Source organism: Paenibacillus pinistramenti, from assembly GCF_005869875.1.
Lineage (GTDB): Bacteria > Bacillota > Bacilli > Paenibacillales > Paenibacillaceae > Fontibacillus > Fontibacillus pinistramenti.
This window is the reverse complement of sequence record NZ_VAWG01000010.1, coordinates 74,974-91,709: the sequence shown is the minus strand read 5'-3', so window position 1 is coordinate 91,709 and position 16,736 is coordinate 74,974. Positions and strand designations below refer to the sequence as shown.

The 16,736-nt window shown below is 53.6% G+C and carries 10 protein-coding genes and 2 riboswitches; of the genes, 4 read left to right on the top strand and 6 right to left on the bottom strand.

The genetic code is table 11. From position 1 onward, the window contains the following. Position 1: 1 nt before the first annotated feature. Positions 2-244, bottom strand: coding sequence for a hypothetical protein (locus FCN15_RS12880; protein ID WP_138495397.1), 243 nt, complete (start codon positions 242-244; stop codon positions 2-4). 13 nt (positions 245-257) lie between these two features. Further along, positions 258-1,673 carry an ATPase domain-containing protein gene (locus FCN15_RS12875; RefSeq protein WP_275259493.1) on the bottom strand — a complete coding sequence of 472 codons (1,416 nt, stop codon included), beginning with the start codon at positions 1,671-1,673 and terminating at the stop codon, positions 258-260. A 343-nt stretch (positions 1,674-2,016) separates the two neighbouring features. Between FCN15_RS12875 and udk the strand changes: the two genes are divergently transcribed. Then, entirely contained in the window at positions 2,017-2,652 is a 636-nt protein-coding gene (udk, locus tag FCN15_RS12870) for a uridine kinase (RefSeq protein ID WP_138495396.1), read from the top strand. 99 nt (positions 2,653-2,751) lie between these two features. Here udk and FCN15_RS12865 read toward each other — a convergent pair whose 3' ends face one another. The 4 genes from FCN15_RS12865 to FCN15_RS12850 form a co-directional block, all read right to left on the bottom strand. After that, positions 2,752-3,240: a response regulator gene (locus FCN15_RS12865; RefSeq protein WP_138495395.1), complete on the bottom strand. Its 489-nt coding sequence runs from the start codon at positions 3,238-3,240 to the stop codon at positions 2,752-2,754. A 135-nt stretch (positions 3,241-3,375) separates the two neighbouring features. Next, positions 3,376-4,593 carry a protein-glutamate methylesterase/protein-glutamine glutaminase gene (locus FCN15_RS12860; protein ID WP_138495394.1) on the bottom strand — a complete coding sequence of 406 codons (1,218 nt, stop codon included), beginning with the start codon at positions 4,591-4,593 and terminating at the stop codon, positions 3,376-3,378. A 115-nt stretch (positions 4,594-4,708) separates the two neighbouring features. Further along, positions 4,709-4,951 (bottom strand): hypothetical protein, encoded by a 243-nt coding sequence (locus FCN15_RS12855; RefSeq protein ID WP_138495393.1) that lies wholly within the window; start codon positions 4,949-4,951, stop codon positions 4,709-4,711. Between the two features lie 222 nt (positions 4,952-5,173). Then, on the bottom strand, positions 5,174-11,389 hold the full coding sequence (locus FCN15_RS12850) for an S-layer homology domain-containing protein (RefSeq protein ID WP_138495392.1): 6,216 nt from the start codon (positions 11,387-11,389) through the stop codon (positions 5,174-5,176). A 238-nt stretch (positions 11,390-11,627) separates the two neighbouring features. Between FCN15_RS12850 and FCN15_RS12845 the strand changes: the two genes are divergently transcribed. From FCN15_RS12845 to FCN15_RS12835, 3 genes are all read left to right on the top strand, one after another. Next, complete coding sequence (locus tag FCN15_RS12845) at positions 11,628-12,275, top strand: TetR/AcrR family transcriptional regulator (protein WP_138495391.1); 648 nt, start codon at positions 11,628-11,630, stop codon at positions 12,273-12,275. Then, entirely contained in the window at positions 12,268-15,387 is a 3,120-nt protein-coding gene (locus FCN15_RS12840; RefSeq protein ID WP_238996668.1) for an MMPL family transporter, read from the top strand. The genes FCN15_RS12845 and FCN15_RS12840 overlap by 8 nt, the downstream gene beginning before the upstream one ends. Positions 15,388-15,661: 274 nt before the next feature. Then, positions 15,662-15,753: riboswitch (cyclic di-GMP riboswitch) on the top strand. 108 nt (positions 15,754-15,861) lie between these two features. After that, positions 15,862-15,949: riboswitch (cyclic di-GMP riboswitch) on the top strand. 42 nt (positions 15,950-15,991) lie between these two features. Next, positions 15,992-16,657, top strand: coding sequence for an anthrax toxin lethal factor-related metalloendopeptidase (locus FCN15_RS12835; protein WP_238996667.1), 666 nt, complete (start codon positions 15,992-15,994; stop codon positions 16,655-16,657). Positions 16,658-16,736 lie beyond the last annotated feature (79 nt).

Sequence of the window (16,736 nt, the reverse complement as noted above, 5' to 3'; positions counted from 1 at the left end):
GCTAGCTCCATTCTGCTTCCGTAACATGGTAGGGGATATTGAAATAATAGATGGCTCTTGCCCCATCCCCAACACGGCTCAAAATCGACATTTCCACCAGCCGGTTCAACACCTGATCCAGCTGATCCGCACTTCGGCCGAGCCTTACGGACAGCCCTTCTATGGTTTGGTAGGCGTACGGATTGCTTTCAAAGAACAAAGTACACTCCATTTGAAGCATCAGCTGGTTTCTCTCTAAACCCATGAAGAGCAGCCTCCTATAAAAGACGGATATAGGGTTTCTCCCCTGTATTCTCTATAATGTGCGGCATGGTCATTCGTCCGCTCGGCGATTTGGCCACCTGCAGGAACTGATAACTGCCGTCTACCCAGGTTCGGATCACACCATTGCAAGAGCGCTCCAGGTATGAGGCATTCTCCGGGCCAATTTCCGTCAAATTGCAATGGGCGACCGCTGTAATCCCCGCCGACTGGCAGCGGGACATTTCCTGGGCAAAATGCTTTTTCACAAAATCTATACCCCGGTGTGAGATGAGCGAATTTAAATCGAAGTAAATAAACCATCGTTTCTCTTTAAGCTTGGTTAAGCCGATGACTTCCTCTACCCTTGCGTACAAGCCTGCTTCATAACTAGGATTATCCAGATCGGTCAAAGATATAATGGCTGAACGGTATTCCGGCGGAACCTTACGGTCAAACTGCTCGATGAAGAAGGTATTTCCCTTATCTACCGCCTCTTTCAGCGATAATCCGAACATGGACAGCGTATTGGATACCGTCTCAATGCTCGTCAGCCAGGACATCATAATAATGACTCCGTCTTCCTGCCGGATCCGCTCCGACAGCATAGAGGTGACGAGATATTTGTAATTGGCTTTGCTGTTGGTATCAATAATAAAAACCGAGCCTCTCGGCAGTCCGCCGTCCAGCATCTGATCCAGGGACGGGATGCCGGTCGATAACAATTGATTCTGATCGTTAAAGATCATGACATCCTCAGCCATGGACAGCGCCGGCACGATATGAATGCCGCTGTCGACAAATTTATAAATGTGCTCTCCTTCCAGAATCGGCGTCCCGCGCATCTTCAGCACCTCAAGCGTCCGCTTGCGGTATTTGTCCAAATGCGGCTGCAGCGATAAGCGGATAATTCCGTCACACACATAATTCTCAAAGGATCTGCCCAGGTTCTCGATCTCGCAGTATTCCCGGATCAACAGGGCTGTGAGCGACATTTTCCGGACAATATTGCGGATTTGAAAAATCTGGCTGCGCGCTTCCCCATCCCTGCTCAGGAACCTGAACAGGCTGATGCTGTCGATGACCAGGCGTTTGCAGTTGATCTGAGCGGTCATCTGTTCGAATATTCCGCCAACCCGCTGCATCTCCTGCAGAAAGATTTCAGGCTCCATCGTGATGACCCTGAGCATGTTCTGCCGCTCCAGCTCCTTCAGGTTCCAGCCAAAGCCTGCCATATCACTGTAAATCTGCTCGGGGAGCTCCTCAAAGGTCACATAGATTCCGGCCTCGCCTTCCTTGCGGATGCCTTCAACCAGAAACTGCATGCCAAAGGTCGTCTTCCCCGTACCGGGCTCGCCCTCAAGAATCACCGAAGTGCCTCTTGGAACGCCCCCGCACAAAATCTTATCCAATCCCGGGATTCCTGTCTGCATCTGCATTCCCAAATTGTGTCACTCCCTGTCACGAAAGGATATATTTGTATAAAGTATCATATTAATACCCCGATTTCCAACTGGGGAATAATATATTTGAATACGCTTTAATTATAGCGGATACAGCGGACTCCCGCACCCGGGCCGGAAGACGGCTGCGCGCCGCGGGCACCGCCGGGCCGGTTCCGGGAAGGCTTTTTCCCCGCTTCAAACCCAAATAAGCTGCCCCCTTCTTCCTTGTTACCCGGGAACTCGCATAGGAACGCCTGAACGAGGTGAAAAAAGCTGCGCGCTGTGCTAAAATATTGGAATTGCAACATCTTAGGGAGGGTATTTGAGCGTTATGCTTATTATTGGGATTGCCGGCGGCACCGGCTCAGGAAAAACTACGGTAGCCCGTTCCGTCATCGAGCGTTTGGGATCGGGCAAAGTGACTTTTATATCACAGGACAACTATTACAAGGATCATTCTCATCTCAGTCTTTCGGAACGCGAGCGGATCAATTACGACCACCCGTTTGCGTTCGACAACGAGCTGCTGATTGAACATCTGCTCCAGTTAAAGGCCGGGCAGGCTGCGCATGCTCCGGTTTATAATTTTACTGTCCATGGAAGATATACAGATAGATCTGTTGAACTCAAGCCGAATAATATCGTCATTATCGAAGGACTGCATGTCCTGTCCGATGAGAAGCTGCGTGAGCTGCTGGATATTAAAGTCTTTGTGGACACCGACCCCGATGTGCGCATCCTGCGCCGGGTGCTCCGGGACATTGAAGAACGCGGCCGGACGATTCAGTCCATCCACAATCAATATCTGACAACGGTTAAACCGATGCACGAAGCCTTTATCGAGCCGTCCAAGAAATATGCCGATCTGATCATTCCGGAAGGCGGGCATAATGAAGTCGGCATTCAGCTGCTGGCCATCCTGACCGAGAAATACCTGTCAGGCGACCGTACCTGGGGCGAAGCGTAAGCGGCGGATAGACCATTTTGGAATTAGACAAAGAAGACACATCTCCCGCTCCCGGCGGGAAATGTGTCTTCTTTGTGCTGCGGCCATTTGCGGCCTTTGCTAAAGGCTGGTGCAGTCCTGGGCGGGCCGATGCAGACCGGAGTCAGCCGGCCATCCCCATGGTTGGGGCTGCAGCTTCTGCAGCTGCCGGTATTCAAGCAAATAGCGGACGCAGTACCGGATGCCGGCTTCTTCAAACGGCCGGGAGATATAGTTGACGCTGCCCGGCTCAAGGGAAAGCGTGAACCTTTCGTCCTCTGCCGAATAATCCGCAGATTCGTCCGGCACAAGGAGACAGCGGGGAGCGGTTGCGCCGTGCCGCTTCTGCAGCAGCTTTATCAGCCCGCCCGGCGCTTCTTCTGCCGGTTCAGCATCTGTAATTATCAGATCCGCTTCATCCAGCAGCAGCAGCTGGTGTACCGCCGGCATATCCGGAAGGCAGAGGACGTTTGCGTATCCGAAGCCCTCCAGCATCCGGCGCAGAGCTGCTTCGTCAGCTTTGCGGGACAACAAAATATAAATCATTGCGTTTAGAATGGATGGTTCCATAGGCTTCTCTCCTGGGTCTACTCCTGCTGTAGTGTTGGGGCTGGGCGGCTAGCTGCTTGCTACTTGTTTCTTGCTGCTTGCTACTTGCTTCTTGCTTATTGTTTCTTGTTTCTTGCTGCTTGTTTCTTCACTTCTTCATTGGGAAGCGACCAGTCTCTGGACGATCGCCTCCAGCGGCGCGACGCAGTCCACACAGCCCAGCTCTACAGCAGCCCTCGGCATGCCGTAAACTACGCAGGTCTGCTCCGCTTCAGCTATGGTGAACGCTTCGGGAAAGGCCTGTTTAGCGCGCTGCATGGCGCGGGCGCCGTCATTGCCCATTCCTGTCAGGATTACATAGCTCCGCTTCAGCCGCGGCAGGCGGGAAACCGAATCAAACAAAACGTCCACGGATGGGCGGTGCCCGTTTACAGGCGCCTGCTGGCTCAGGACAATGCGGTATTCCCCGCCGCTTGGCTCGACTTCCATATGGTAGCCGCCTGGAGCGAGATAAACATGCCCAGGCAGAAGGCGCTGATGCTGCGCAGCCTCCATTACAGTAAGGGGGCTGAGCTGATTAAGCCTTTGCGCAAGCGAAGCCGTAAACTTGGGCGGCATATGCTGCACGATTACAATCGGATACTTGTAATCGGCGGGGAAGGCGCTGAGCAGCGTCAGCAGTGCCTTCGGTCCGCCAGTCGAGGTTCCGATTGCCGTAATCCCCGCCACAGCCGTGCCGGCAGGGGAAGGGACGGTGCCGCCGGCCGGGCCGGCAGGCGAATGGGCAGCGCCGGCGGGCTTGCCGGAAGCCGCCGCGCCAATGGCCCCCGCGCCGGGGGCCGGGGCACCGGAAGCCGGCGCTCCCATAGCCGGCGCCCCAAAGGCCGGCGCGCTGCCGGGCCTGGCGGGAGCTTTGCCCGCCAGGCCTCCCTTCCCAGGGGCCGCAGCCGGCGGCCCCGAAGGAAGGAACGGGCGGCGTACACTGGCCGCCGTTGCTACTTTATCCAGGATCATGGCTTTTACCTTGTACAGATCCCGTGAAATGGACCCGGACGGCTTGGCTACAAAATCCACCGCCCCAAGCTGCAGCGCCTCAATCGTTGTCTCGGCCCCGTCCTGTGTTAATGAGCTGATCATGACAACAGGCACCGGCCTCGGCTGCTTCATGAGCACCTTCAGCGCTTCCAGCCCGTTCATGACCGGCATTTCCACGTCCAGCGTCATCACATCCGGCTTCAGCTGCTCCGCAAGCCTTACCGCTTCCTCGCCGTTTCTTGCTCTTCCGACAACCGTAAAGCCCGGGGCCTCTTCTATGATTTCGGCGATCATTTTCCGCATAAATGCAGAGTCGTCCACAACCAATACACGTATCATCTAAATTCCTCCTTCCGCCCTTGATCGAACACGAACAGCCGGACTATATCATCATCTTGTCAAAGGGATCTATTCCTGAATTACCCTGTTCTCTGCCGGATTGCATTTCTCTTTCTCAAATCAGCTCGCTGTCCGCCTTCATCTTCGACTGAAACGGGACATAGTAAGAATAGTAAAATAACCCGTCTGAACCAGTGACAGCGTGCAGAATGCTCCGGTCGCATAATTTTTCAAGAGCAGCATATACCGCGCAGGGATGAACCTGAATGATCTCCGCTATCTGATCTACGGTCGCCATCTTGCTGGTGTCTTGGTAATAAAAGTCCAGTATAGCCGCTTCCGCCCAGAATCCGCTCATCGTTAATCCCCCCATGTTACTTTAGATGTTACATCGGCAGAACCTATTGGAATATCCACGCAATTTCTTATTTTGACAACTTTAGACAACAGCCGACTTCAGTTAGTAACAATTTCCTATTCAAAAAAACACCCCTCCTGACGAAATCCTCGATTTCGCCGGAGGGGCATTTAGCCGTACAGCAGGGCGGTCCAAAGGACACACCCTGCAATCAATCCTATTCTATTGCAGCTTCTGATAGACTCTGTAGAGAATCACGGCCGTTTCAGCCCGGGTGGCCTGCCCGGCTGGATTAAGCGCGGACCCGCTGCCTTGAAGGATTCCCGCATTGACCATTGCGGCAACCGCATCCCCGGCGTAACCGGAGACAAGCTTACGATCCTTGTAGACGTCAAGATCCGAGGCTGTGCCGGACAAGCTCAGCTGCCCAGTAACATTCAGCGCTCTTTGCAGCAGCACCATCATATCCTGTCTGGAGATCGCTTCCTTCGGGTTAAACTGCCCTGAACCGGTGCCGGAGGCAATGCCGAGCTGTTTGGCAATTCCCACTGCTTCGTAATAATAGTCAGACGGGCTGACATCGCTGAAGCTGCCGGTAACATCCGCGTCCAGCCCAAGCAGGCGGACAAGCAGCACCATAAAGTCTGCGCGCGTGATCTTCTTGTCCGGCTCAAAGCTTGTCTGCGACGTTCCCTGAATAATGCCTTTGGCAGCAAGGACGCTGACGGCTTCCTTCGCCCAGTCATATTTGGCGCTCACATCTGCATACGGCATCGGCGCATCAGAGCCTGCAGGTGCCGCCGTACTGCCGGCTGAAGGCTGCGTTGTCTCCGCAGGCGCCGGCGTTGGCTCCGCAGGCGCCGGCGTTGGCTCCGGCGATGGTGTTGGGCTTGGTGTCACGGCCGGCTCCTTCGTACTTGTCGGCTTATGTGTAGGTGCCGGAGTCGGCGCTGGCGTTGGTGTCGGTGTCGGTGTCGGCGTCGGCGTCGGCTCAGGATCTGAGCCCGCATCTGCGGCCGTGAAGCCCCAAATATCCGAGCGCGTGCTTCCGCTGTAAGCATCCTCGGCCAAAGCATACCACTGATAATAGCTTCCCTTCTGCAGACTGCTCCAGTTCGCGCTGGCTGTCGAACCGCTGTCCACACCGGTCTGCTGGCCGATCTGCTGATCCGTATACACTTTTACACCGAAATAGTCGGTCGCTACCTGCTTGTGCATCGGCTGCAGATCAACATCCAGATCGAATTCGTCCTTGCCCGGGTAAGTGTTCGGGTCATAGTAGTTATAATCGTCCAAATACGGCGAGTAAGTCTTCACATGGATCTGGTTGTTCTTCTCGTCGAACTGCAGAAGGCGGATGTAGCCGAGGCCGCCTTTTTCCGCGCCTTGATAGTCAGCGAGCAGCTGATAAACCTTGCGGTCGGCAACACCGTCGCCATTGTCGTCAATCTCGTCAACCAGCTCTTCGGAGTCATGGTAGTGGCCGCACAATACGGCAATGACATTTTTATTCGGCACAACGACGCGTTCATGAATCTTCTCCGCAATCGGCGCGCGGTTATCGGACACGAGCAGATATTCGTGGAAATTCAGGATCGCTTTGCGGTCCGGGTACATTTTGAGCACCTGATCCATCCATTCAATATCCTCGTCCCGGATGTCCCAGCCCATGTAGATAAAGATAAAGTCGTTGCCGCCGGCGGACACCAGATCATAATGCCCCCGGTTGTTCAGATAGGAGCCGCCGTAAGTCGGCTGATCTTTGAAACGGTCCTCGCCGAAATATTCATAATACTTCGTGTAATCCGCATATTGGTGGGAGACGTCATGGTTGCCTGCAGCCACCCCGTAAGGAACGCTGGCGTCCTCCAGCACCTTCATCGCCTTGTCGGCTTCCTGCCACTGATATTCCTTGTCCGCTTCATCCACGATATCCCCGGTATGGATGACATACTTGATGTTCATGTCGTCCTTGTGATCCGCAATCCACTGTACGTTGCCGTCGTAGATTTCAGGATAGCTCTCGGAGTAATACTGGGTATCGGACATCCAGACAAATGTAAAATCATAAGGATCTTCCTTCACCGGAAGCTCGTCCTGGACAATGACATGAATCGTGCCGTCCACGTTATAATCTCCGGCTGACACCTCGGCTTCGAGCGTAAAATCTTCACTTCCCGCCACCTGGCTGTCCAGCTGCTTCCATTTGCTTTCGGAAGGGCTCCAGGCGTACAGGCTGACCTGGCGTCCCTCCAGGGATTTGCCCTGCCAGTCAATCTCCACTTGATCGGCCGCCTTAACGCTTGGATCAAGCTTCACTTCAAAGCGGTGGTACGGGAACTGATCGTCCGAATCGCTGCTCAGATACTGGCCGTCCGCCGCACTGATCTCCTGCAGCTCCTCTTCAGTCAGCGCCTGCTCTCCGGCCGGCTTGAGCTCCTTGGGAGGCTCTACATCAGAAGCATTTTTGTAGGCGGTGAAGCCCGCCCGGTGGACGGCATCAAACAGAAATCCCTTGTAAAAGCCTACGTTCAGCTTATCGTTCGTCGGATCCTGCACTTTAACCTTCAGGGTGCCGTCGCCGGTCTGATCGTTCCCCGGGGACACAAGCTCCGGCTTAAGCGGATTCTCATCCGGCACGGTAAAGGAAACGGTCTTCTCCGTTACATTGCCTACTTTGTCCTCTGCCTTGATAACCAGCGTATGTGTGCCGGGACTCAGCTTGGAGGAAGAAGCCGCAAGAGGCAGTTCTATTTTGCCGCTGTCCAGAGACGCTTCAATCGTATCTATACCGGCGAGCGCATCTGTAATCTCGGCATCCAGGCTGAATTCGCCGCGGTACTCTTTGCCATTTTCAACAGTCGGCACAACTGAAGGCGCCGTATTATCCACCTGAATATGGGCCGTTTGTTTGCCGGATCCGGCGCTGTCCACCTCAATCGTATGCGGACCGTCTTCCAGCTTCGTCGTATCCAGATCATAGGTCTGGGAATTCAGCTGGCCGGCCGGCAGGCTGAAGTTGAAATCGACAACCGGATTCTTGCCGGCGCTGTCGCCCATCTTGATCTCTTTGGCCGGATCGGCGTATTGGCTGTCGTACACGACGGTGCCGTCGGCAAAGACGAGGCGGACATTTTTAACGGTAAAATCATCCTTGTTCTCTTCCGGACGGTCATCAAACGGAGACGACTTGGTTCCCGCACGGATGGAAATCACGTTGCTGCCTTCGTGCAGACGGGCGGCTTCAATCGGAACGGACAGCGTAGTATAGGTGTTAATCGGATCCATGAAAATATTCAGGGTCTCGTCGCCCATCGTTACGCCGTTCTTGAAATAGTAGTTCACGGAGTTGGCTTCAAAGGCAAAATAAGCATCCTTCTCCACCGAATGATATGTGTCCTTCGTGACTACCTGTCCGTCAATGCTTAACTGCAGCGTATCCGGATCGGCATTCTCCGCAGTCCCTTTCACCGCTTGGGTTCCGCTGATGATGTCGCCATCCTTCACATTCAAACGGAGCGCGGAACGGTCAGGACCGCCGGTTACGTCCACTTTATAAGTATCGGAGGTGACCTCATGGGTTCCGTCAGAGACGACGAAGTAGTACTGGATGTCGGTCTTGCCGATCAGATCCGGTGAATAGAGCGTAAAGTGGTACATGGAATCATTGTAGTTCAGATACAGGTAGCGGCTTGCATAATCATCCTGTTTGTTGGATTTGTAGAACAGCTTGACCGATTTAACGCTTTGATCGTCCTGGGCATCCACTGCGATGTTCAAGTCTTTGGACTGGTCAATCGCGGTGAGTCCGGTCATATCCTGCACCGTTGGAGCAGTCTGGTCGTCCGCTAGGGCGGCCGGAACAGCCGGCACCTGGGAAGGGTCTACACTGCCCGGGGAAGCCGCCTCCACTCCCGCGTTCATCTTGATCATATTGGTTGTGCCGTTGGTCGGATATTTATACTCAATGCCTTTATCCGCCGCGGTTTCGCCTTCAATCGTGCCGTCATAAAGGGCCGCAGAAATATCGACATGCGTGTTGGTACCGATGGCTACGCCGCGTTTGGAGCTGTTGGCCATGCCGTCGGAATAAATTTTGTAAATATCCTGGTTCTCGACTAGCTGCGTATGGTAATTGGCATTAAAGTCGGCAACGGTTTTGCTGCCGTTCTGGCTGTTGATGACCCAGAAGACGAGGGTTTTTCCAGGATCAATCACCATGTCCTCGCTGTCGGTCGGCCACACGATATCCGCATCGGTGCCGGAATCCGGGTAGCGGTAGTAGATCTTGTAATCCTTGAGGTTGACCGCCTTATCGGCGTTATTGTAAATTTCGATAAACTCATAACCGTCGGCACTGCCCACATTGGCACTGTTCGGCACCAGCTCGGTGACGAGCAGCGGCGGCACCTTTTGCGGATCGAAATCCGGCACATTGACGTCTACCGTGTACACATCGGTCTGCACCGTGTTCTTGGCATCTTTGGCTTCGATATAGTAGTCAAAAATAGTCTCGGACAGCTCGCTCCGCGGAATGTCCGCCAAATAATTATTGCCGTTCACAATGCTCATCGGGACAACCGAATATTGGGTCTGCGAGCCTGTCTTGTAATAGACATACGCCGACACCGTATCCACGAGCCCTTCGTCGCTCTCCTTGTTGGTAATCTGCGCCGTAATTTGCAGGTTTACGTTCGTTTCGGCGTGAGTAACCGGCGTATGGTGGATGACCGGCACTTCGTTGCTCTCCTCATCCGGCAGAGAAGCCGGGTTCTTCGGCACCTGGTTCGCCTCTACCGTTCCGGGTGTTGCTGCATCTGTACCCGCCCGGTCGAGCAGCATGGCGGTTGTTCCGTCATCCGGATATTTGTAGAAGATCGGTTTGTCGCTCACAGAGCTGACTTCACCTTCATAGTGGGCAGAGACGATCTCCTGGCCCGCCGAATTGCGGAGTACGAGGCTGCGCTGCCCGCCGTTTGCCATACCGCCCGCTGTGATTTTGAACAGATCAGTGTCCAGCTTCAGACTCGTTCCGAAATAAGCGTTAAAATCAGCTTCCGTCAGGTTAGCGTTGGCTCCACTCGGATACATCACCCACAGAACAACTGCCTGCTGGGAAGGAATCCGAATATCGCCTGTCGGCCACTGCGTTTCCGTATTCGGCGTTTTGTTCGTGTACCGGTACATCAGCTGGTAATCGTTCAGATTAACCGTCTGATCCGTATTGTTATAAACCTCAATAAATTCATAGCCGTTGGCCGTATTGCCATCGGTCGTCACGTTGACTGAGTTCGGATTCAGCTCCGTAATCAGCAGGCCCGGCACATAGTTATAGTTCAGGCTCGGGCGGATATTGACTGTATATACCGAAGTCTGCTGATTGTCCGGGCTGTAGCCGTTGCTGGCTTCAATGTAATACTCCAGCTTGGATTCGACCAGGCGTTCTTTCGGAATGGAGGCTTCAAACGTATAGGTTTCAGGCGTGGAGCGGCCTGGGTTAACCGTCATCATTAGAGGCTGATATTCGGTTTCAGAATCCAGCTTGTAGTAGACCGCTGCCGTAACCGTGGAGGATTCATCATAAACGGCAGCCGTGACGGATGCGGCAATCTCCAGGTCACTGTCGTCAATCGCTTCCGTAACCGGCGTGTGATCAATGGTGACCGCTTGCACCGGAGACTGGCCGGACGAACCGCCGGACGAATCATCGGATGAATCGCCGGATGGATCGTCGGAGGTCACCGGCGGGACAAGCTCGCTTTCCACCACTCCCGGCGTTGCGGCATGGAGGCCGGCGGCGTATTCGCCCGCAGTTACCATGGACATAACGGTGCTGCCGTCAACAGGATAGGTGTAGAATATCCCTTTATCCTTCTTCGTCTGGTCGTCGTTCTGGTAGGAGGCAGAGACAATGGTATTTCCTGAGCTGTCTTTCAGAATAAGGTCCCGCGGCGAGCTGTTGTGCATCCCGCCTGAGGTTGTCAAGCGGAACAAGTCAACGCCTTCCGTAAAGGAGGTGCTGTAGTTGCCATTAAAATCAGCTGTTGTGAGCCCCGTGTTGTACGCATTCATCACCCACAAGACAATTGCCTGCTGCGGCTGAATGACCGGCTGGTCGGACTCGTTCGTCAAGCCCCAGACCGTATCGCTGCCGCTGTAATGATAGTCCAGAGTGTAGTCTCTGAAATTGACCGGTTCGCTGGAATTGTTGTAGATTTCAATAAACTCATAGGCATCGCTGCTTTCGGTTATAACGGGAACGTTGGTAGAATCGGGGACAAGCTCCGTAATCAAAAGCTTCGGTACTTTACTGTAATCTACAGATGAATCTGCGGGACTTGCGCTCACCTGCCCCACGCCTGCCGGCATGAGCAGATTAAGCATTAAACTTGCTGTCGACAGACTCAGCGCGAGTCTTTTCCATGCTGCCTTCCTCAATCAGGTTTCCTCCGTTCATAAATGGGTAGTCTTCAAAGCTCGGTATCTCTCTCAATCTATCAGCTGATTGTAAAGGTCATTTCCCTATTCTATTAAGCTATCGTTAAAAAGCCCCGGATTTCACCAGCGCCTCTGCCCGCTCCCCGTTGCTGCCCATTCCTGTGATTTTTCTATCTTGCAAACCGGGCGGCAGCGGATTTATAATAAAACCATTCTAAAAGTAAACGGGTGTTCACTAATGCAGACGCAAAAAGAAGAAGTCCGTGACGCGATCCTGGACGCCGCGGCCGCCGAGTTTCGGCAGTACGGCTACGCGGAAGCCTCCATGCGCCGGATTGCGAAAGGCGCCGGAATAACGACGGGCAATATTTACCGTTATTTCCGGGGGAAGGAGGAGCTGTTTGATGCGATTGTCGGGCCCATTTACAGCCAGTACAGCAGCTATGCCAGCGAGTATCTGCAGACGGCCGATGTACACATCGGCAAAGGGGAACAGGCCGGGGACGAATTCTGGTGCCAGGTGGAAAATGCGCTCATCGGGCTGATCAAAGCCTCCGGTCAAGGGCTGATGCTGCTGATCTGCCGAAGCGAAGGCTCGAAATACGAAAGCATCAAGCAGGAGATCACGCATTTCGCGGAGACCCTGCTTCTTAAGCTGTTTTCGGCTGCCAAGCCTGCCGGTGAGGCGCTTACCGCCTACCAGCAGACCGAAGTGAAAATGATTGCCGCGACCCTGATCGAGGGCATCGTCCTCATCATCCGCGGCAGTCCCGAGCCGCAGACGCTCGGGCTTCTGGTGGACCGGCTGATCGCCGTTTACAGCAGTGGAATTGACCAGCTTCTGAAGGAGTACAAAGAGAGAGAAGGAGAAGAACATCATGCGTAAAATTATTCAATGGCGCTGGCCGCTGCTTGTCATTTGGGTGGCGCTCGCAGTTGTGCTGACGGTGATTTCACCGGACGTCAACGCCATCCTGCATGAGCGCGGACAAGATCCGCTGCCGGCAGACGCTCCGTCCAAGGTGGCGGGCGAGCTGCTCAAGAAGATGAACAAGACGGAGGGCCGGAGCGATCTGGTAATCTTTTACGATCAGAACAAGTTATCTGACGATGAGATGAGCAGCATCGAATCCGGCGTGCAGAATTTGCAGGATCAGAAAGACAAGCTTGGCATTACGGATATTATTGATCCTTTTTCCTCGCCGGCAGCCAAATCCTCCCTGGTTTCGGAGGACAACACCACTTTAATGGTGTCCTTCACCCTCAATATTAACGGGCGCAGCGTGGATGACATCAAGGATCAGCTGGATGCTGAACTGAAGGATGTTAAAGCGACTTATTATCTCAGCGGCGAGGACTTTATCCAGAACGATTATTTGAAGGCCTCCACATCAGGCGTTGAGAAGAGCGCCGCTCTGACGGTTATTTTTATCCTCGTCGTCCTGATTGTAATGTTCCGTTCGGTTGTCGTGCCGTTTGTCTCCCTGGCGGCAGTAGGGGTTTGTTACCTGGTCTCCATGGGAATCGCCGCGCAGATCATCGACAAGCTGAACTTCCCGGTTACAAGCGTTACGCAGATGCTGCTCGTGCTCATTCTGTTCGGGATCGGCACGGACTACAACATCCTGCTCTTCAACCGGTTCCGCGAGGAGCTGGCACATGGCAAATCTACCGATGAAGCCATTCTGATCTCTTATAAAACAGCTGGCAAAACGATCTTCTACAGCATTCTTACGATCTTCTTTGCTTTCGCCAGCCTCAGCTTTGCAAACTTCGGGATTTATAAATCGGCAAATGTGGTGGCCATCGGCGCCGTCATTCTGATGCTTGAAATCCTGACCCTTACTCCGTTTATTCTGAAGGTGCTGGGTCCGAAGCTGTTCTGGCCTTCCCGAAATGTAAACGGGCATAAGGAAAACCGCCTGATGGGCGGGCTTGCGTCCACTTCCGTCAAGCGGCCATTCATCACCGTCATCGTTATCGTGGTGCTTATGGTTCCGATCTTCCTGACCAGCGGGCAGAAGCTGTCCTTTGACCAGATTGCGGAGCTGGGGGACGACTACCCGTCCACGAAGGGCTTCGGACTGGTTGCGGAACACTTTACACGCGGTCAGGCGCTGCCGACTACGGTTGTCATTCAGGGCAAAGACAAGCTGGATAACAACGATGCTTTGGGCGTCATCGACAGCCTGACCAACAGCATCAAAGCAATCCCTGGCGTCAAATCGGTATCCAGCGTTACACAGCCTCAGGCCGAGCCGATCGACGACTTCTACATCAGCAGCCAGACGGCCGAAGTGACCAAAGGCATCGATGCCTCCAAAGACGGCGTCAACCAGGTGAAAGACGGCCTGGACAAGATGCAGAGCGGTCTGACGGGCACGGACGATTTATCGCAGGTCGATAAGCTCGTCAGCGGCACCTCGCAGGTTAAGGACGGCTACGAGCAGATCACAGCTGCGCTGGATAAAGTCGCTTCCGGTGTAGGCGACGGCGCAGACGGCGCCGCACAGCTGCAGTCCGGCATTGCCAAGCTGCATGACGGCATGGAGCAGATCACGTCGCAGACCGGCCAGCTCTCTTCGGGCCTGAAGCAGCTGCAGCAGGGCTACACCTCCGCCCAGGGCGGACTGGACCAATTGGCCGAAGGTCTGCCGGGCGTGCAGAACGGCCTCACTTCCATGAACGGCCTCATTGATAAACTGGGGACGACGCATACGGAGCTGAATGAGGATACGGACTACACAACCCTCAAAGCAACCGGACAGCAGCTGTCCACTGCCCTGGCTTCCATTACCAGCGGCATGACGACCCTGCAGGAGAACTACAAGAAGCTGAACACTTCGTTTGCCAATGCCACCAGCGGATTCGATCAGCTAAACACGGCATTGGACCGCATTTCCAGCGGACTCAGCGAGCTTGAGCAGGGCGCCGGCAAACTGGCCGACGGCCTGAAGCAGGGCAGCTCGGGCAGCGAACAAATTACAGCCAACATGGCTAAGCTGAATAAGGCTCTAGGTGATATTCAAACCGGCCAGGAGCAGCTGAATACCGGGCTCGGCCAGCTGTCGGGCGGACTGGGCCAGCTCCAGACCGGCCTGCAGAAGAGCAGTCAGGGACTCGGCGATATTTCGGACGGTCTCGGCAAAACGGCTACGTTCCTGAATCAGATGGGAACCACGAAGACCTTCTTCATTCCAAGCGAAGCGCTGACGAATGATTCGTTCAAGCAGTCAGAGGATGCCTTCATGTCCGAGGACCGGACGCTGACCAAATTGATGGTCATTCTGAACGAAGACCCTTATTCGCCGGCCGCGCTGGACATCGTTGAAAAAATTAACGATGCCGTAGACACAGGCCTCGCCGGAACAGTTCTGGACGGCGCCGTGCATGGCGCCTCCGGCCCAAGCTCCTCGACCTATGACATGAACAAGGCGCAGATCTCTTCCTTTAACAGCACTGCCGTTATCGTTATCATCAGTGTGTTCCTGGTTCTGCTGTTGGTCATTCGTTCGTTCTGGCCTGCGGTTTACATCGTCTTGTCCCTTGTCGCCTCCTATTACGTGGCAATGGGTTCATCCAAGCTGGTTGCCGAATATATCATCGGAGCGGACGGCGTCTCCTCCTTTGTGCCGTTCTTCTCTTTCATCATCATCGTGGCAGTCGGCGTAGACTACAGCATCTTCCTCATGATGCGGTACAAGGAATACGGCGTGCTCGACCACCGCGAGGCGATTGTACGCTCCGCGCGCAGCGTCGGAGGTGTCATCATCTCCGCCATGGTCATTCTGGGCGGCACCTTTGCCACCCTGATGCCTTCCGGCCTGGTGCTGCTCATCGAGCTGGCATCTGCTGTAATCGTCGGCCTGGTCGTACTGACCTTTATCCTGCTGCCGATGCTGGTTCCGGCCTTGATGGCGGCGCAGGGCTTCCTGCAGGATAAACAGGCACAGGCACGGGAAAAAGAACATGGGATTGAAGCCGGAGTCCACGACTAGGTCTCTGCTCCCTCCCGCACTTCAACTGCGAAAGAAGCTGTCTTCCGGAGAACCGGGGGGCAGCTTCTTTGTGCAGCTAGAGGCCGGGCCTGGGAGCGGCATTCCCCTCTTACGGCCCGGTTTTTTACGTCTATTCTCAAAATACCCCCTGCTATCGTCCCTCTCATTCTATGAATATTCTAATTCTTTTTTCCTATTTTCCTATTGACTAAGCAAGCAATCAGCTCTAATATAAGGGTATATAAGAGTTTCATAGATTTACCAGGTTTATTAAAAATGATAAAGGCAAAGCCATTGAAAAATGGTGACGCAAAACTATAGGGGCTAACGCGATCTTAACACTCGCTATGCCAGCCAGTTACCGCATAAGACGCAGCGTTAAATCGTTGATTTCAACCCTTCTTATCCGGTATAAGAAGGGTTTTTCGCATTTTAACGGATTTAATCGATTTACCGCTGCACCTGTCAACTCCGTATTGACAAAGGCAAACCCATCGAAAGGTGGGGGCGCAAAGCTATAGGAGCTAACGCGATCAATTCGCTATGCTAGCCAGTTACCGATATTGAAGCCTGCGCCAACGCTGGCTTTGGGAGGATGTTTAAGATGAAGAAATGGACAAGATTATTTACGGCCGTACTGCTTATGATTACAGTCATTGGAGCTTTTCCCGCGAAAGCAGCTCATGCCGAAGAAACGGATGCCTACTCCTTCATCAATTCCTTAATCGTTCTTCCAACGACCAGCTATGACACGAAAGAGGCTCAAGCAATGATTGGCCGGATTGAGCGGATCCCTGCTCCGGCTCTCAAGACTTTGAATGATAAAGGCATCAAGATTATTCTGACCAACGATATCATTACAAATGTTCCTGAGCTGAACTACCTGAAAGGCGTTACTCCTAGAGGCTGGGAGAAGACAGGCCTGACTTGGGACGATGTTCCGGGTGTCAGCGAAAGAGATGTAGTCGTCCGGATCGGCTACAGCAAGAAAGGCAAGGGACATAATTCTTATAACCTGGAGATCCATGAAACGATGCATGCTGTTGACCGGTTCGTATTCAATACGGTAAGCAGCACCCAGGAATTTAAAGATATTTTTAACAAGGAAGCAAGCGTAAACTATAAAGGCGACGGTTACTTCTCCGTGTACCCTGAAGAGTATTTCGCAGAAGCAGCAACCATGTACGTGTACAACGACTACACTCGCAAGCAGCTAAAAGAAAGTACACCGCTAACTTACGCATTCTTCGATAAATTATTCAACCAATAAGGGTTGAAGACGCAGCTTTAGCAAGAAGGTAGAAAGTCCAGCTAGAAGTAGAAAGTACAGCAAGAAGTAGAAAGTACAG